Origin of the sequence: Kitasatospora sp. NPDC005748 (genome assembly GCF_040630735.1) — a bacterium.
Lineage (GTDB): Bacteria > Actinomycetota > Actinomycetes > Streptomycetales > Streptomycetaceae > Kitasatospora.
Genome location: NZ_JBEXYD010000016.1, coordinates 1 through 17,139, shown reverse-complemented (window position 1 = coordinate 17,139; position 17,139 = coordinate 1). Strand labels below are relative to the sequence as shown.

Sequence of the window (17,139 nt, the reverse complement as noted above, 5' to 3'; positions counted from 1 at the left end):
CCTTCACGGGAGAAGGTCCGAACCCGTCGGCGAACGCGACGGGCGACTGGCCGAGTGGGCAGCGTAGGCATGACACCACTCACCAAAAGTGCAGTCAAGAGAACGAACATGAGCGCAACTGCTTCTTTTGACTCAGATAACTGCAACTAGGCCCTGGTCGGGACCGCTCGCGCGGGGGGCGCTCCGGCTGCTGAGCCGTTGTCATGGCCGAGTTGATGCAGGCGCGAGAGGTCGATGGGCGATTTGTCCAGAAGTAGCGGCGCGATGGTGCAGAAATCTGCAGGGAGATGCGGGGAAAACCGCACTTGTGATCAGGCGTGCGAGGTATCGGACTCCGAGGCGCCGGTTCGGGCGAGGGCGTCCCGGAGGGCGGCCCAACCCCGAGGCGCTGGCGGTCGTGGGCCCCGCCGACCGCACCCGGCGCCGCGACCCGGTCCGCCGGGTGGCCGCCGCCCCGGTGGAGTGACCCGCGCTGTGCGGGGGCGGCTGTCCGGCGGGGCCCCCGTCGCTGTGAGGCGCGTCACTGACCGGGCGCGCCGGGGCCGCCCTGCGTGATCATGACCGGATGGACACTCGTTTCCTCGGCATCGCCGAGTTGGCCGAAGCCCCGTCCGTGGCCGTCGTAGTCGACGTCATGCGCGCCTTCACCGTGGCGCCCTGGGCCTTCGCCCGAGGGGCGGAGAAGATCGTTCTCGCCGAGTCGCTGGACGATGCCCTGGCACTCAAGGCACGCCACCCGGAGTGGCTGGCGCTCAAGGACGGTCCGCCCGCGCCCGGCTTCGACCTCGTCAACTCGCCCGGCCTGCTGCGCACCGCCGATCTCGGCGGGCGCACCGTGGTGCAGAAGACCACCGCCGGGACGGTCGGCGCGCTCGCCGTCAGGGACGCGGCACTGGTGCTGTGCGCGGGCTTCGTGGTGGCGGAGGCGACCGCCCGGCTGCTGCGGGCGCGCGCGTGCGACAGCGTGACCTTCGTGGTCACCGGCGAGGACGGGCACGCGGAGGAGGACCGGGCCTGCGCCCGGTACATCGCCGGGCGGGCCACCGGCGCCGGGACGGACGCCGCCGAGTACCTGCGCCGCGCCGGCGGGTCACGCGCCGCCGCCGAACTCACCGAGGGGGTGCGGCAGGGAGCCCACCCCGACGACGTCGCGCTCTGCCTCGAACTCGACCGGTTCCCGTTCGCCGTGGTGGCGACCTGGGAGGACTCGCTGATGGTCCTGCGGCCCCATCCGGTGCCCGCGCCGGCCGACGGGGCTTCGGTCCGGGCGCTCCCGGGCGGGTAGCGGGGCACCGGTGGGGGCCGGCCCCGGGGTGCCCGACAGGTCGTCAGTCGCACGCGTGGGCGGATGAGCCGGCCGGCTCCCGGCCGGTCAGGCCGCGGCTCCGCATCTCGTCCGCGCGGGAGTTGCCGAGCGCGCCCAGCAGGTCCGCGGCCCGGAGCCAGCTGGCCCGGGCCGCATCCGCGTCCCCGAGGGCCTGCTGGGTCCCGGCCAGGTGGTCGAGCACCTCGGCCTGGTTGTACCCGTCGAGCAGCTCCTCGTAGAGCCCCAGCGAGGTCCGGAAGTGGTGGACGGCCTCCTCCAGTTCGCCCAGGTGGTGGAGCGCGTAGCCGATGCTGTCCCAGGTGGCGGCCTCGCTGAAGCGGTTGCCGGTCTCCTGGAGCAGCGGCAGCGCCTCGCGGCAGGTGGCGATGGCCTCGCGGTGCCGGCCCAGCAGGGTCAGGTACCAGCCCACGGCGTTGAGTTCACGCGCGATGAGGTTGTCGTCCGCCAGGGTCCGGTAGATCGCCAGTGCGGTGCGGGCGTGCCCGAGGGCCTCGCCGTGCCGCCGCTGCCGGCCGCGGACCCAGCCGAGACTGCGCTGCGCGTCGGCCTGGGCGAGCGGCGGCAGCAGGTGGAGCCGGCGTTCGACGTGGCCGACCGCCCGGTCCGCCTCCTCGCTGCGGCCGGTCTCGGCGAGGGCGCGGGCCAGGGCGGCCGCGGTGCGGCAGATGCCCTCCGGATCGTCGAGCAGGAGGGCCGCCTCCAGTGCCAGCCGCTGCATGGCGATCTCGTCGGCCCACTGCCCCCGGGCGGAGAAGTGCGGGATGCAGTCGTGGGCGAGGCCCATCCGGTAGTGGAGCAGCCGGGGGTCGTCGCCCGTCCGCAGGGCGGCCAGGATGGTGCGCTCCTCCCGCTGGAACCAGGCCCGGCCCTGTTCGCGGCCGTCGAAGGGCAGCAGCACCGTCCCGGGCGCCGGTGCGTGGTCCAGCTCGTGGATGGGGCGGGTCTCCGACGCCCGGACGGCGGCCCGGGCGTTGTGGCGGAGGTAGTCGAGCAGCCGGATCTCGGCGGCGTAGCGGTCGTCGCGCTCCTGGTCGAGCAGGTCCCCGGCGTGCTCCCGGACCAGGTCGTGCAGGACGAAGCAGCCGTCCGCGTCACGGCTGAGCAGACTGGCGGCGACCAGGGAGCGCAGCAGGCGGCGGGCCGTCGCCATCGGCTCGCCCGCGGCGGAGGCCGCCGCCTCGGCGGAGAACACCGGGCCCGGCAGCACGGTCAGGTGGCGGAAGAGCCGGGCGGCCGCCGGGTCGAGCGCCCGGTAGGACCAGGAGAAGACGGCCCGGACGTCGGAGTGCGGGTCGTCGGTGGTGAGGGCGTCCAACCGGGAGCGGGCCCCGGTCAGTTCACCGGCGGCGACCCGCAGCGCCAGGGCGGGCTCCGCGGCCAGCTGGGCGGCGACGATCGCGACGGCCAGCGGGAGGCGCCCGCACAGCTCCACCAGCTCGGCCGCCCCGGCGGGCTCGGCGGCCACGCGCTCGGGGCCGATCCGTGCGGCCAGCGCGTCCAGGCTCTCCTCGGCCGTCCACAGGCCGAGGTCGACCAGCCGGACCTCGTCGGTGGTGGCGAGTCCGGTCAGGTGGTTGCGGGAAGTGATGACCGTGAGGCAGTCCCGAGACCTCGGCAGCAGCGGCCGTACCTGCTGCGAGTCGCGCGCGTTGTCGAGGAGCACGATCATCCGGCGGTCGGCCAGCAGCTCCCGGAACACGGCGGCGCGCTCCTCGGCGCCGTCGGGGATCGACGCTCCCGGCACCCCGAGCGCGCGGAGGAAGCCGCCGAGCGCCTCGGCGGGGTCCAGCCCGGTGCCCGAGGGGTCGAAGCCGCGCAGGTTCACGTAGAGCTGGCCGTCGGGGAACCGGTCCGCGACCATGTGGGCCCAGTGGACGGCCAGGCTGGTCTTGCCCACTCCGGCCATGCCGCCCACGGCGACGACCGGCGGGTGCTCGGCCCGGTCGCCGGGGCCGCCGCCGAGGTGCCGGACGCGGGCCAGGACGTCGTCCCGCCCGCGGAAGGTCCGGAGGGCGGGCGGCAGTTGGCGGGGAACCGGCGGAGTCGTGGCGGCGGTCGCCGCCGCCGGCGCCGTCGTCGCCGGAGCCGGGTCGGCGGTGCGCCGGGCGGCGGCCGTCAGCGTGCGCCGTTCGTCCTCGTCCAGGGCCAGGGCGTCCATCAGCTCGTCCAGCGTGCCGTGCCGGGGGACGCTGCGGCCGCGCTCCATGTCGCCGATCGCCCGCACGCTGACGCCGGACGCGCCGGCCAGCCCGTCGAGCGTCAACCGGGCACGCCCGCGTGCCGCCCGCAGCAGCGCGCCGAAGGTCGCCTGCTCCATCGCCCCACACCCCCCGACCTGCTCCCTCGACGGAGATCATCTCATCCGGGCGGGTCGGTTGTCGCACCCGTCCACCGGGAGGCGGCGGGCGAAACCGCCTGCCAACCGCCGGTCAACTGCCTGGCCCCCGGGCACCGGAGGAGGAGAGAGTGGGCGCGGGGCCACAACCGGCCCGCCGGGCGGAAGGAGCAGCACACGGTGGAGTCCCTCGCCACGCCCATGGTCGGCCGGGAGGCCGAGCGGGCCGTCCTCGCCTCGTTCCTGGCCGCGCCGCAGGGCCAGGCCCTGGTGCTCAAGGGCGAGACCGGTGTCGGCAAGAGCGCCCTGCTGGAGCACGTCGCGCAGTACGCGGGCGGCGTCGGCTACCGGGTGGTCCGGGCGGTCGGCGTCGAGGCGGAGTCGCACCTGCCCTTCGCCGGTCTGCACCAGCTGCTCCACCCCTTGCTCCCGTACGCCGAGCGCCTGGACGACGTCCACCGGGTCGCCTTCGACGTGGTCTTCGGACGCAGCCAGGAACGGGCCCCGTCCGTCATGGCCCTGGGGATCGCGGTGCTCGACCTGGTCGCGGTCGCGGCCGCGCAGGAACGCCTCCTGCTGGTGCTGGACGACGGCCAGTGGCTCGACGCGGCCAGCGTCGAGGTCTGCGGGTTCGTCGGCCGCCGCCTCGCCGGCAACACCGTGAAGCTGCTGGTCGCCCTGCGGCCCGAGAGCTCCGCCGGGTTCGACGCGGCCGCGCTGCCCGCGCTGCCGGTGCCGCCGCTGGACGGGCCCGCCGCCGAGCGACTGCTCGACGAGCGCCACCCGCACGTGGACCCGCGGGTCCGCCGCCGGGTGCTCGACCAGGCCCAGGGCAACCCCCTCGCCCTCCTGGAGCTCCCGTCGTACCTGGGCGGGAGCTCCGCACGGCCCGCGCCCGGGGAGCCGGACGGCCATGAAGTCGTCCCGCTTCCCGACCGGTTCCGCCAGGTCTTCGGCGCGCGCATCGCGGCGCTGGGACCGGCCGCCCGCGCGGAGCTGCTGCGCGGCGCCCTGGACGGCGTCAACGCGGGGGCACCGGCGGGTCCGACCGCGGGTGCGCGCTACCGCATGCGGGACGTCGACGAGGCGGCGGCCGTCGGTCTGCTGGACCAGGACCACTTCAGCGGCGAGTTCGTGTTCCGGCACCCGCTGGTGCGCTCGACCGTGGTCCGGGCGGCCACCCCGAACGAGCGGCGCGCCGCCCACGCGGCGCTGGCCGAGGTGCACCGGGACGACATCGAGCGCCGGGCCACCCACCTGGCCGCCGCCGCGGTCGATCCGGACGACGAGGTGGCCGCCGCCCTGGAGCAGGCGGCCGCGTCGGCGACCCGCCGGGGTGGCGCGGCCGCGGCGGTGACCTGGCTGACCCGGGCCGCGGAGCTGAGCCGGACCCCGGAGGACCGCTCCCGCCGGCTCGGGGACGCGGCGTTCGTCGCGGGGCACGCCGGACTGCTCGACCAGGCCCAGCGCCTGGTCGGCGCGGACGGCGCGCCCGGGCGGGCCGGGACGACGGCCTCCGCCCTGGCCTTCGCCTACGCCGTCCTCTACGAGGACGGGGACGTGCGGTCCGCCCACCGCCAGGTGGCGGCGGCCGTCGAGCGGATCGTCGACGGCGCGGCCGGGCAGCCGGTCGGCGGCGTCCCGGCACGGACCGTCGGGGGTGCGGCCGGGCGGACCGTCGGTGATGCCCCCGCGCCGAGCGAGGAACTCACCCGGCTGGTGAACCTCCTGCTGGCCGTCAGCCAGTACGCCGGCGACAGCGCGTCCTGGCAGCGGACCCACCGCCTGCTGGACTCCCTGGGCAGCCTGGTCCCCCCGAACTCGCGCGTCTACCAGGACGCCTGGTGCGACGTGGTGCGCCGCGGCGCCGGGGTCGGCGAACGCGTCGCCGCGGCGTTCGCCGCCTACCCGGACCTGGACCCGTGGGACATCACCCGGCTGGGCGTGGCCGCCTACCACGTCGACGCCCTGAGCCACTACCGGACGTACCTGCGGCGGAGCGTGCAGCGCGAACTGCGGGCCGGCGCGGTGGGCACCGGCATGACCATGCTGCACCTGATCATGCTGGACCAGACCGCCTCGGGTGACTGGGAGGCGGCCGAGCGGACCGGACAGCAGGTCCTGGAACTGACCCTGGCCCACGGCCATGTCCTCTTCGCCCAGCAGAGCCGGGCCTACCTGGCCGTGCTCGCGGCGCTGCGCGGCGACCTCGACCGCGCACGGGACTTGCAGGCCGTGGTCGACCGGTGGGCCCGGCCGCGGCGGATCGGCTTCCTCACCCAGATCGCGGACACGGTGGGGACGACGGCCGCCCTCAGCGAAGGGGACTACGAGGCCGCCTACCTGTGCGCGATCGGCATCACCGCCCCCGGCGTCCTCGAACCCTGCTCGCACCAGGCCTCGCGCACCGTGCTCGACCTGGTGGAGGCCGCCCTGCACACGGGCCGTGCCGAGCAGGCCCGCCGGCACGCCCTGGCGGCCCGGGACGCGGGCCTGCCCGCGGTCTCGCCCCGGCTGGCCGTGATCACCTTCGGAGCCCTCGCCATGACGGCCGAGGACGGCGCCGAGGCGGCCGAGATGTACCGCCGGGCCGAGGAGCACCCGGCCGCCGGTGACTTCCCGTTCGAACTGGCACGCATCCGGCTGGCGCACGGCATCCGGCTGCGCCAGCACCTGGGGCCGCGGGCCGCCCGCCCGGTGCTCGGCGGGGCCGTCGAGACCTTCGAGCGGCTCGGCGCCCGGGGCTGGGCCGAGCGGGCCCGGGCCGAGCTGCGGCTCTGCGGCGCCCCGGCGCATTCCGCCGCGGCGCACCCGGCGGCGCTGACCTGGCAGGAGCGCCGAATCGCCGACCTCGCCGCCGGTGGCCTGACCAACAAGGAGATCGGCGAGCGGACGCACCTCTCGCCGCGCACCGTCAGCTCCCACCTGTACCGGGTGTTCCCCAAGCTGGGCGTGACCTCCCGCGCGGCCCTGCGGGACGCCCTGGCCGCCCTCCCGGACCAGCCGGGGGAGCAGCCTGAGCGGTAGGGGATTCCTGCTGCGCGTGCGACCCGGATCGTCAGACGGGCGGAGGGCCCGGACCGCCCCCGGCTCAGAGCAGGGTGCCGCACCACACGTTCCGGGCCAGCCAGTCGTCCTGGCTGAACGAGCCCCGTGCGGGGCCGGCCGGTGAGGCCGGCAGTGAGGTGGACGTCTGTTCCGGGCGGATCCGTTCGGGCAGCGTGCGGAAGCGGGCCCGGCCGGCCTCGGCCGCGTCGTCGGTGCCGTGTTCGCGGGACTTCACAGGGACCTCCGGCTGGCAGGTGGCGGATGTGTCGTACCCGGGGAACGTGGCAGCGGTCCGGTGGATTCCCGCGCCGGGGCGGGAGTTCCCACGACCCCGGGAGCCGACCCCGGGAGCCGGCCCTGGGAGGGCGGCCCTGGTGGCCGAGTCCCTCCCCGCAGTCGGTCCGGGCCCCGTGCCGGACCGGTTTGACGATGCGTGAGGGGGCGCCGCAGCCGCGTCCGGCCGGTACGACTGCGCCGACGGCGCTGCCCGACCGGCAGTCGGATGACTGATGTGGTGGTGGCCGCCCGCGGCACACAGTTGACCGGCGAGCCCCGGTGGCGGGCCCGACCCCGGTACCCACGAATTCGCCGGGAGTCGTGGTCCGCCCCCGACCGGCGGCCGCCGCCCCGCCCGACCGAACAACGCCGTTCCCGTCGGGCACCACACCACACCACACCACCCCTGGGAAGGGACCTCCATGAACCGACGCTTCCTGGCCGCCCTCGCCGCCGCCGTGCCCCTCGCCGCCGCGGTGTACGCACCCGGCGCCTCGGCCGCCGCGCCCGGCTCCGCCGCCGCGCCCGGCTGTACCAGCCCCGCGGTGCACGCCCCGGCGGGCACCGCGGTGGAGCGGGTCGCCGCGGTCGCCCACGCCGCCGGCACCTTCGACGTACCCGCGGTGTTCCCGCAGCCGGCGGCCCAGGTCCCGGACGTCCCGGCGTTCTGCGACGTGACGATCACCCTCACCCACCCCGGCCAGGGGGACTACGCCACGGTGCGGGTCTGGCTGCCGCAGCAGAACTGGAACGGCCGGCTGCAGACGGTGGGCGGCAGCGCGTACGCCGCCGGCGACTACGGAGCGGGCCTGGCCGGCGCGGTCAAGGGCGGCTACGCCGCCGCCACCACCGACGCGGGCGTCGGCACCTACCTCGACACCACGTGGGCGCTGAAGGCCGACGGCCGGGCCGACCGGGCGCTGCTGGAGAACTTCGCCTCCCGCTCCGAGCACGAGGCCGCGGTGGTCGCCAAGGAGGTCGTCGCCGCCCACTACGACCGGGCCGCGTCCTACTCCTACTTCAACGGCTGCTCGACCGGCGGGCGCCAGGGCTACGCGGAGGCCCAGAAGTACCCGGCCGACTACGACGGCATCCTCGCCAACGCGCCCGCCGTCAACTGGGACGAGTTCGAGGTGGCCACGCTGTGGCCGCAGGTGGTGATGAACGAGGCCGGGACCTTCCCGACCGCGTGCGAGTTCAAGGCCTTCACCGACGCCGCCGTCCAGGCCTGCGACCGGCTCGACGGCGCCGCGGACGGGCTGCTGACCGACCCCGACGCGTGCGGCTACGACCCGCGCCGGCTGATCGGCACCACCGTCGAGTGCGACGGCGGGCGGCTGACGATCACCGCCGCCGACGCGGAGGTGGTGCGCCGGATCTGGGACGGCCCGCGCACCGCCTCGGGCACGAAGCTGTGGTCGGGCGTGCCGATCGGCGCCGACCTGGCCGGCCTCGCCGGCAGCAAGGTCGACGAGACCACCGGCGAGCGGGTCGGCACGCCGTTCCCGGTACCGGCCGCCTGGGTGTCGACCTGGCTGAAGAAGCAGCCGGCCTTCGACCTCACGACCCTCACCACCGGCCGGTTCGCCCAGCTGTTCCGGCAGTCCGAGGCCGAGTACGACCGGATCATCGGCACCGACGACCCGGATCTGTCCGGCTTCCGGAAGGCCGGCGGCAAGCTCCTCACCTGGCACGGATCCGCTGACCAGTTCATCCCCGCCGCCGGCACGGTGCAGTACCGCGAGCGGGTCGAGCAGCGGATGGGCGGTGCGAAGAAGGTCGACGACTTCTACCGCGTCTTCCTCGCCCCGGGGGCGTCGCACTGCGGACTCCTCGGCCAGGGCGCCGACCTCGCCGCACTGACCGCCTGGGTCGAGCACGGCGAGGCCCCGCGGACGCTGCCCGCGACCCTGCCGACGGCCGACGGCCGGACCGTCACCCGCGACCTGTGCGCCTACCCGCTGGTCCCGCGCTACCAGGGCCACGGCGACACCGCCGACGCCGCCGACTTCCGCTGCGGGCCCGCCACCCGGCGCTGACCCCGTCCCCAGGCCGTCCCGGTCCGTACCCCTCTCCCCGGGGTGCGGGCCGGGACGTTTCGGTGGGGGCGGCCGCTGCGCCGCCCCGGTGCCGCGCCGTGCGCGCCCGGTGGTGTCGCCCGTTGGTGTCGCCCGTTGGTGGGTGTCGTCCGTTCCTGTCGGTACCCCGTGGCCTCAGTCATTCGACTGATCCCCTGGGCGACGCCCGGACGGATGCTGGAACGGTCGCCGCACGCCGGTGCAGGCCGACATCCCGCTCGGAGGGCCCGTTGTGATCCGTACTCCCGTCGTGTTCATCCATGGCGCGTGGCTGCACGCGCTGTCCTGGGAGTGCTGGGTCGAGCGCTTCACCGGCCACGGCTACCTCGCCCACGCCCCGGGGTGGCCCGGCGAGGCCGCCACCGCGCGGGAGGCCCGCGAACACCCGGACCGGGTGCCCGACCTCGGCCTGGACGGCCTCACCGGCCACTACGCCGGGATCGTGCGCTCCTTCGAGGTCCCGCCGGTGATCATCGGGCACTCGGTCGGCGGGTTGGTCGCCCAGCACCTGGTCGGCGTCGGCCTGGGCCGGGCCGCGGTGGCCCTCGCCCCGGCGCCCGTCAACGACGTCGCGCTGCGCTGCCCGGACTGCGCCTGCGCGTCCGCGCGCCTCGCCGTCCCGCTCACCCCCGAGCGCTTCCGCGACCTCCTCGGCACCACGGTCGGCGGCGCGGAGAGCGAGCGGCTGTACGACCGCTACGTCGTGCCCGCCCCGCGCCGCCTGCTGGCGGACCTCGGCTGCGGCGGCGGCCCCCGGCACCCGAGCACCTCGGCGGACACCCGGAACGCGGCCCGCGGGCCGCTGCTGCTGGTGTCGGGGCAGGAGGACCTGCTGGTGCCCGACTGCGTGACCCGCGCCGTCTACAAGGCGTACGGCGACTCCACCGCGACCACGGACCTCAAGCAGTTCGCCGACCGGGGCCACTCCCTGGTCATCGACAGCGGCTGGCGGTCCGTCGCCGACTACGTCCTCGACTGGCTCGACGAGCGGGGCGTCCGCCCCACCGCCCCGGGCCGCTGACCGGCCGGGAGCCCGACCGGGGGCCGCGCGCCTGTGCCGGCCCCCGTACTCCCGGCCGGTCCGGTCGGGAACACGACACGACCGAGGGCCCCGCCGTGGCGGGGCCCTCGGTGCGTGCGCGTGATTCGCTCTGTGCGCTGTGCGCGTCAGAACGTGTTCACCGCCGCCGCGGGTGACTCGGGCCGCGTCAGCCGGCCACCGCGCTCGCGCGGACGGTGACCGGGATGTTGCCCCGGGTCGCCTTGGAGTAGGGGCACAGCCGGTGCGCGGCGGCTCCCAGCTCCTCGGCCATCGCCTGGTCCACGCCGCCGAGTTCGAGGTCGAGCACCGCGCTGAGGCCGAACTCCCCGTCGTCGCCGTGGGTCAGCGTGGCCTCGACCGTGACGGCGGTGCTGGTCAGCCGGACCTTGCGCTCGGCGGCGGCACGCCGCACCGCGCCCAGGAAGCACGCCCCCCAGCCGGCCGCGAACAGCTGCTCCGGGTTGGTGGCGCCGCCCGCGCCGCCCAGCGCCTTCGGGATGGCCAGTGCGGTGCTGAGCAGGCCGTCGCTGGCGGTGACCTGCCCGCCGTTGCGCCCCTCGCCGGTCACCGTGACCACACCGGTGTAACTGACTGCCATGTCCTTCTCCTCGTACGTGTCGGTCCGGCGATCCGCGTCCACGGTCACCGGTTCGGGTGCTGACTCCTGCTGATGGAGCGACAGATATGCGGTGCTGCCGCCGGGGCGGGCCGGCCGCCGGGCCCCGGGAGCCGCCGCTCCGGTCCGCCTCAGCGGGTGGTCCGGGCGGCTTCCTCGATCACCTGCGCCACGGTCCCCGGATGCGACACGGCGACCGAGTGCGAGGCCGGAACGAGGGTGACGCGGGCGTGGGCGCGGCGGGCCATGAAGAGCTGGGCGGCCTCGGGGATGTTCAGGTCCTGGGTCGTGACGACGTCCCAGCTCGGCTTCTCCGTCCAGGCGGCGACGGTGGCCGGCTCCTGGAGCGCGCTCTGGGCGATCGGGCGCTGGGTGGCGGCCATGAGCGCCGCCTGGGCGGCGGGGACGTCGGCGGCGAACTGGTGGCGGAACGCGTCCGCCCGGATGAACAGGTCCGTGGTGGCCGTGCCGTCGGCCAGCGGGTAGGTGACCGGGTCCAGCGCGTCCCCGAGGGTGGACCCGGGGAACCTGCCGGACAGCTCCAGCGCCGTCTCCCCGGGCGCGGGCAGGAACGCCGCCACGTACACCAGGGCCCTGACCTGCGGGTCGTTCGCGCCGGCCGCGCTGATGACCGAGCCGCCGTAGGAGTGGCCCACCAGGATCTTCGGCCCCGGTATGTGCTGGAGCACGCCGCGCAGTGCGACCGCGTCGGAGGCGGGGCCGCGGAGCGGGACGGCGGGGGCCACCACCGGGTACCCGTCCGCCTGGAGCCGCTTGATCACGCCGTTCCAGCTGGACGCGTCGGCGAACGCGCCGTGTTCCAGGACGATCGTCGGCCTGACGCCGACCGCGACCGGCGCGCTCGCGTTCGCGGTGCCCCCGGCCACGGCCGTGCCCAGTACGACGCTCGCGGCCGCGGCCCAGACCGCCGCCGTCGCCAGCCGGCGCTTCCGGGTGCTCTTTCCTGCTGCCATGGGACAGTCCTTCCGTTCGGTACGGGTACGGGTACGGGTACCGGTACGCGGGTCAGTGGGCCGACGCGGCGCCCGGAACCCGTCCGAGCGGACGGCGGGCGCCTCGGTGGTTCCACCCTCGCGGCACGGGCGGCGCCGCGGATCCGTCGAATGACGGTCGGTCCCGGCCCCCGCCGACGGCCCGGCCGGGGGGAACGAGCGAGTCGCCGACTGCCCGTCACCGCCCCGCCCCGCCTCACGCGGCCGGCGAAACCCCCACCCGGCGCGGGTACTTCGTACCCGGCGGTCGACGTAGTGCCATGACGCGGGCCCTGTCCTCGGTCAACTGACGGATGCCGTAACCGCGTCCGCGCACCAGGGTGGGTGCGACCGGGCCCAGCCCGCCCCGCACCACCTCCGGAGGACCTCGTGACCGTCGTCAACTTCCAGCTGATCTCCTCGCTCGACCCGGACGCCGTGCTGGCCGTCCTCACCGACTTCGGCCCGGCCCGCGCCCAGGCGTGGCCCACCATCGACGCGGCGCACTTCGCGGTGCACGGCGCGGGGGAGGGCTGGGCCGAGGTGACCGAGGGCACCGCCGCCGCCTGGGAGCGCGCCCGCTACGACTGGAAGCCCGGGGGCGACGAGGTCACCATCACCACCCTCGACTCCAAGCTCTTCGGGCCCGGCGGCGGCTGGGTCTTCCGGCTGACCCCGGAGGGCGACGGCACCCGGGTGGACGTCCGACTGACCAGGACCCCGGACACCCTGAAGGGCAAGCTGCTGGCCTCGCTGCTCCCCGTCGTCGCCCCGTCCTCCCTGCGCAAGTCCTTCGCCGGCCCGCTGCGGGCCCGCTGACCCCACCCGGCGAGGCCGACCGGGGCCGTCCCGCGCCCGGGGCGGCCCCGACGCCGGTCAGCCGGCTGTCGCTCCGCGCACTCCGCGCCCGCCCCGGCGACGGAGTGCGCGGAGTTCGAGCGCGCTGAGAAGCACGACGACGGCCGGGCCCGCGTACGCGAGCGGATCCCCGAGGTGCTCGGGCACGGCGACGACACCGTCGGCGGACCTGCCGGGCACGGCCTTCGTCGCCTGGGTCATGACCGCGACCGAGCGGTACGGGAACGGCCTGGTCCGCGCATCGTCGGACCGGGTGGACCGTCGTGGACCGTCGCGGAGCGGGTGGACCGTCGCGGACAGGGGTGGACAGTCCCCGCCCCGCACGGACCTGGGAAGTGGACACCGTCCGGCGCCAGTCCGTGCGTCATGAACCCTGCACACAGCTGGAAGGGCCGAACGGCCCGCAGTCGCCTCGGCGGTGGCGGCCCGGCCCGCGGCCCGGCCCGCCGCCGCGTCGGGGGCCTTCTTCGCCGCCCCGGCAGGGCCGGCGCGGCGCCCCGGCTCCGGCCGCCGGTCGCGTCAGTCCGTCGCCGCCGCCAGCGTCCTGACGACCAGGGAGTCGAGGTACGCCTCGTCGATCCCCCCGATCCGGAAGAGGACCCGCAGGTAGAGCGGTGCGACGATCCCGTCCAGGACGTCCATCATGTGCAGCTGCGGCTCCCCGCGTGCCACGGCCCGGTCGAGCATGTCCTGCAGGTCCCTGCCGCGCGGTGCGAGCACGGTCCTGGGGTCGAGGCCGGGGTCGGCGTTCCCGGCGGGCAGGGCGACGAGCGCCTGTAGCAGTGCCAGGCCGTCCGGCCCCTCGATCGACGCTGCCGCCCCGTGGGCGTAGGCGACGAGGTCCCCGCGCAGTGTCCCGGTGTCGGGGATCACGGACGTGGCGGAGAGGCGCTCCACCGCGAGCTCCAGCACGATCGCGTCGGTCGACCGCCAACGCCGGTAGATCGAGGTCTGGTGGACGCCGGAGCGTTCGGCGATCTGGGCGATGGAGATCCGTGCGTGGCCGTGCTCGGCGATCAGCTCGGCCGTCGCGCCGAGCACCGCCTCCCGTACGCGGGCGCTTCGGCCGCCGGTCCTGCGCCGTACCTGGTCTTCGTTCACAGCCAAAGACTAACGCAAGAGAACTTGCGTCTATGGCTTCGGCTCACTACCGTAATAAACGCAACCAATCTTGCATTAGGAGAACGCCATGAAGCCCCTGCTCTTCGAGAACGACCCGCAGTTCTGGTACGAGACCCTCCGGGCGATCGGTCACGCGGCCTACGGCGGCTCCGACTTCGGCGAGGTGATCGCCACGGCCCAGAGGATCACCGCCGGTGACTACGACGGCTGGTACGAGGAGTGGTCCGCCACCGCCGAGCGCACCGCCGCCGAGGCCGCCACCGCCCTGGCCGGCGGCCACCGGATCAGCGCCCGGGACGCCTACCTGCGGGCGAGCAACTACTTCCGCTCCGCCGAGTTCTTCCTGCACGGCAACCCGAAGGACCCCCGCATCGCGGCCTCCTACGAGCGCGCGGTGGACACCTTCCGCTCGGCGGCCGCCCTCTTCGAGCCCCGCATCGAACCCGTCGAGATCCCCTTCGAGGGCACCGTGCTCCACGGTTACTTCTACCGGGCCCCCGGCGACGCCCCCGCGCCCACGATCGTCATGCACAACGGCTTCGACGGGTCCGCCGAGGAGATGCACTTCTTCGGCGGAGCGGCCGGCCAGGAGCGCGGCTACCACGTGCTCACCTTCGACGGCCCGGGCCAGCCGGCCGCCCGCTTCCGTGACGGGCTGCCGTTCCGCCCGAACTGGGAGAGCGTCGTCACCCCGGTGGTCGACTGGCTGATCGCCGAGCGCCCCGAGGTCGACCCCGAGCGCATCGCCCTGCTCGGCCTCAGCATGGGCGGCCTGCTCGCGCCCAGGGCGGCCGCCTTCGAACACCGACTGGCCGCCGTGATCGCCGTCGACGGTGTGTACGACCTCGGCGAAGTCAGCGTGAAGAACCTGCCGATGCCGCGCCCCGAGGCCGAGGCCCTGCTGCGCGCCGAGCACGCCCCCGAGATCGACGCCTCCATCGAGGCGCTGATGAAGACCAACCCGACCGTGCGCTGGGCCATCACGCACGGCTCCTACGTCATGGACGTGGCGACCCCGCGCGCGTTCCTCGCCTCCTACCTCGACTACACGCTCGCCGACGGCATCGCCGAGCGGATCACCTGCCCCACCCTCGTCTGCGACGCCGAGGAGGACCTCTTCTTCGACGGCCAGGCCCAGCAGCTCTACGACCGCCTCACCTGCCCCAAGACCCTCGCCCGCTTCACCGTCGCCGAGGGTGCGGGCGCCCACTGCCACACCGGCGCCCAGCGTCTCGCCATGGGCCGGATCCTCGACTGGCTCGACACCGTCCTGCGGTGACGGCGGCGGTGGCCCCCGGCCCGGTGCGGAGCCGGACCGGGGCCGGCCGCCGAACCGACGGTTCCGGGCTGGCGGCTTCGCCCGCCCCGCCCGGCTTCGCCCCGCCCCGGGGAACGCCGGGCCGCGTCCCTGCGGCCCCGCCGCGGTTCGATCCGGAGCCCGCCCCCCCCGAGACGGTCGAGCCGCCGCGGGGTCATCGGCGGTGCGGTCGCGGCATCGGGGCGGCGAACGCGTCCCTGAGTGGCGAACGCGTCCCTGGGCGGCCGCCTCCGGCACGGGCTGCCGGCCCGCGCCGGCGGGACTCGTGGCGCTACGCCACGACCGATTGCGGGGGCAGCTCCCTGCCGCGGAGCGCGAGGGCCAGGCCGATCAGGCAGCCCGCCACCAGTCCGGCACCGTGGTTGTTCTCCAGCAGACACAGGAACGTGCCGGCCGCGGGGATGAGCAGTACGGGCCAGATGTCCTTGGCGGTCACGCCCAGCGTGCTCCTGCCCAGCAGACAGGTGACGGCCAGTGCGCCCAGCAGTCCGCAGATGGCCACGGAGTCGCCGCCCCCGTTCGGCGCCCAGCCGGCCAGGCTGACCACATGGGCCAGGACACCGCTGGCCAGGAAGACGCCCAGGGTCCGCCACCGTCCGAGGACCGCTTCGGTGACGGCGCCGATCACGAGCAGCGCCGACAGGTTGAACGCGATCTGCGTGATCCCCGAGGACTGCACCAGCAGCGCGGTCCCGGCCCGCCACCACTGACCGTCCGACAGCGCACCCGGCCGGCGCATCAGGTCCTCGACCACGCCGGGCACCGCGTACTGGACCACCGCCATCGTCGCCATCACCGCGAACAGCGCGAGGGTGACCCTGGGGCGCCGCGCCAAGGCGGTACGGACAACCGCCAACACCTCACCCGGCCCGGAGTCGCCGCTCGCCGAACCGCCGTGTCCGGAGCCGCCCGTGAGGCCGGCCAGGACCAAAGTCCGCAGCCCCGCACCGACCACCACCGCCGCACTCGCGTACAACCCGATCTCATGCGGCGACATCGCCGACCCCCCGTTCGACCGCTCGGGGCACCTCGCCCCGTCCATGTCACCCATCATCGCAACCGGGCGGAACGCCGCACCAGCCGGGTGATCATTCACGGGCCGTGACAGTCGTCATAGCCGCGGGCCGGCCCGCGGCCGTCCGTCCGGTGCCCGGCCGGGCTGTCGGGGCTGCTCCCGCGCCCCGGCTGGTGGGGCTGTCGTGGTCGCCGGCGGCGCGGTCAGTGGCCGGACGGTTCCGAGGGCGCCGTGACCCAGCCGGGGAGGGTGGGCATGACGGCCTCGGCGACCCGGTACAGGAGTGCGTCGTCGACGGGACGGCCGTCGTGGCGGAAGACGGCGACCTCGAAGGCCCGGCCGCCCGGGGCGCCGGGGCCCTGCGCGACGACGAGGTTCCGGACAGGGGAGCCGACGCCGGTGGTGGCCTTCCCGTCCGTGCCGAAGCCGAGGCTCATGGCGTCGGTGTAGTACGTCATGGCGGGATGGCCGAGCACGGTGGCGGGCCGGGGGAGGAACCGCGGCATGTCGGCGATGTCCTCGACCGTGGTGGAGCTGTCCGTCAGGGCGACGGCACTCACCCCCAGCCGGACCTCCACCATGGCGTCCTTGCCCAGGCCGAAGGGTGCCGGACCGGCCGTGGAGACCCGGTCCTGCGGCGTGCCCAGCAGGGCCGGCAGGTCGGGGCGGTTGAGGGCGGCGCAGAGCGCGGCGTAGCCGGCCGGGTCCGTGGGCCGGGGTGCGGCACACGCGGCCGGGGGTTCGGCCCGCTCGGTGCGGGGGGCGACCAGCGCCCACGCGCCGCCGCCGATTCCGACGGCGGCGAGTGCCACCGCCGTCACCGTGGCCGCGGTGTTCCTGCCGGGCTTGACTGTCGCCACCGATCGGGCTCCTTCTTCGTCGACGCGGCTCGTCCGCCGTGTCTCGGGGACCCGATGAGCAGGGATGATCATAGGACAGAGCGCTGCGCGGGTGTCGCGGCCGTCCCCTCGGGCCCGCCGCACCGGTGCCCGCGTGCACCGGCCTCGTCCCCTCGTGCCGATGCCCTCACCCCCCGCCGGTCGGGGGGGGGGGGGGGGGCGCGGCCCGCGCCGCGCAGCCGACGCACAAACAAAAGAACCTAGTAAACACAA

At 75.4% G+C, this 17,139-nt stretch carries 14 protein-coding genes; 6 read left to right on the top strand and 8 right to left on the bottom strand.

What is annotated here, in order from left to right; translation table 11 throughout:
• Nucleotides 1–565: 565 nt before the first annotated feature.
• Nucleotides 566–1,285: a 2-phosphosulfolactate phosphatase gene (locus ABZ495_RS14870; RefSeq protein WP_359810531.1), complete on the top strand. Its 720-nt coding sequence runs from the start codon at nucleotides 566–568 to the stop codon at nucleotides 1,283–1,285.
• A 43-nt stretch (nucleotides 1,286–1,328) separates the two neighbouring features.
• Here ABZ495_RS14870 and ABZ495_RS14865 read toward each other — a convergent pair whose 3' ends face one another.
• Nucleotides 1,329–3,644 (bottom strand): helix-turn-helix domain-containing protein, encoded by a 2,316-nt coding sequence (locus ABZ495_RS14865; RefSeq protein ID WP_359836073.1) that lies wholly within the window; start codon nucleotides 3,642–3,644, stop codon nucleotides 1,329–1,331.
• A gap of 219 nt (nucleotides 3,645–3,863) precedes the next feature.
• Here ABZ495_RS14865 and ABZ495_RS14860 point away from each other — a divergent pair, with 219 nt between their 5' ends.
• Nucleotides 3,864–6,689, top strand: a complete 2,826-nt coding sequence (locus ABZ495_RS14860) for an AAA family ATPase (protein ID WP_359836196.1) — start codon at nucleotides 3,864–3,866, stop codon at nucleotides 6,687–6,689.
• A 64-nt stretch (nucleotides 6,690–6,753) separates the two neighbouring features.
• On the opposite strand, the gene ABZ495_RS14855 is transcribed toward ABZ495_RS14860, so the two are convergent.
• On the bottom strand, nucleotides 6,754–6,945 hold the full coding sequence (locus ABZ495_RS14855) for a hypothetical protein (RefSeq protein ID WP_359836071.1): 192 nt from the start codon (nucleotides 6,943–6,945) through the stop codon (nucleotides 6,754–6,756).
• A gap of 463 nt (nucleotides 6,946–7,408) precedes the next feature.
• Between ABZ495_RS14855 and ABZ495_RS14850 the strand changes: the two genes are divergently transcribed.
• Nucleotides 7,409–9,025 (top strand): tannase/feruloyl esterase family alpha/beta hydrolase, encoded by a 1,617-nt coding sequence (locus ABZ495_RS14850; protein WP_359836069.1) that lies wholly within the window; start codon nucleotides 7,409–7,411, stop codon nucleotides 9,023–9,025.
• 289 nt (nucleotides 9,026–9,314) lie between these two features.
• Nucleotides 9,315–10,085: an alpha/beta fold hydrolase gene (locus ABZ495_RS14845; protein ID WP_359836067.1), complete on the top strand. Its 771-nt coding sequence runs from the start codon at nucleotides 9,315–9,317 to the stop codon at nucleotides 10,083–10,085.
• A 187-nt stretch (nucleotides 10,086–10,272) separates the two neighbouring features.
• Here ABZ495_RS14845 and ABZ495_RS14840 read toward each other — a convergent pair whose 3' ends face one another.
• Complete coding sequence (locus ABZ495_RS14840) at nucleotides 10,273–10,704, bottom strand: Ohr family peroxiredoxin (protein ID WP_359836065.1); 432 nt, start codon at nucleotides 10,702–10,704, stop codon at nucleotides 10,273–10,275.
• Nucleotides 10,705–10,853: 149 nt separating this feature from the next.
• Nucleotides 10,854–11,696: an alpha/beta hydrolase gene (locus ABZ495_RS14835; RefSeq protein ID WP_359836064.1), complete on the bottom strand. Its 843-nt coding sequence runs from the start codon at nucleotides 11,694–11,696 to the stop codon at nucleotides 10,854–10,856.
• Between the two features lie 408 nt (nucleotides 11,697–12,104).
• On the opposite strand from ABZ495_RS14835, the gene ABZ495_RS14830 reads away from it, so the two are divergent.
• Complete coding sequence (locus ABZ495_RS14830) at nucleotides 12,105–12,533, top strand: hypothetical protein (RefSeq protein ID WP_329485327.1); 429 nt, start codon at nucleotides 12,105–12,107, stop codon at nucleotides 12,531–12,533.
• Nucleotides 12,534–12,590: 57 nt separating this feature from the next.
• On the opposite strand, the gene ABZ495_RS14825 is transcribed toward ABZ495_RS14830, so the two are convergent.
• Nucleotides 12,591–12,773 carry a hypothetical protein gene (locus ABZ495_RS14825; protein WP_359836062.1) on the bottom strand — a complete coding sequence of 61 codons (183 nt, stop codon included), beginning with the start codon at nucleotides 12,771–12,773 and terminating at the stop codon, nucleotides 12,591–12,593.
• Between the two features lie 318 nt (nucleotides 12,774–13,091).
• On the bottom strand, nucleotides 13,092–13,673 hold the full coding sequence (locus ABZ495_RS14820) for a TetR/AcrR family transcriptional regulator (RefSeq protein WP_359810549.1): 582 nt from the start codon (nucleotides 13,671–13,673) through the stop codon (nucleotides 13,092–13,094).
• A gap of 88 nt (nucleotides 13,674–13,761) precedes the next feature.
• Between ABZ495_RS14820 and ABZ495_RS14815 the strand changes: the two genes are divergently transcribed.
• Nucleotides 13,762–14,973, top strand: a complete 1,212-nt coding sequence (locus ABZ495_RS14815) for an alpha/beta fold hydrolase (protein WP_329485325.1) — start codon at nucleotides 13,762–13,764, stop codon at nucleotides 14,971–14,973.
• Nucleotides 14,974–15,283: 310 nt separating this feature from the next.
• On the opposite strand, the gene ABZ495_RS14810 is transcribed toward ABZ495_RS14815, so the two are convergent.
• Together ABZ495_RS14810 and ABZ495_RS14805 are read right to left on the bottom strand one after the other, a co-directional pair.
• Entirely contained in the window at nucleotides 15,284–16,009 is a 726-nt protein-coding gene (locus ABZ495_RS14810; RefSeq protein ID WP_359836061.1) for a rhomboid family intramembrane serine protease, read from the bottom strand.
• A 221-nt stretch (nucleotides 16,010–16,230) separates the two neighbouring features.
• Nucleotides 16,231–16,887 (bottom strand): DUF6215 domain-containing protein, encoded by a 657-nt coding sequence (locus tag ABZ495_RS14805; protein WP_359836059.1) that lies wholly within the window; start codon nucleotides 16,885–16,887, stop codon nucleotides 16,231–16,233.
• Nucleotides 16,888–17,139 lie beyond the last annotated feature (252 nt).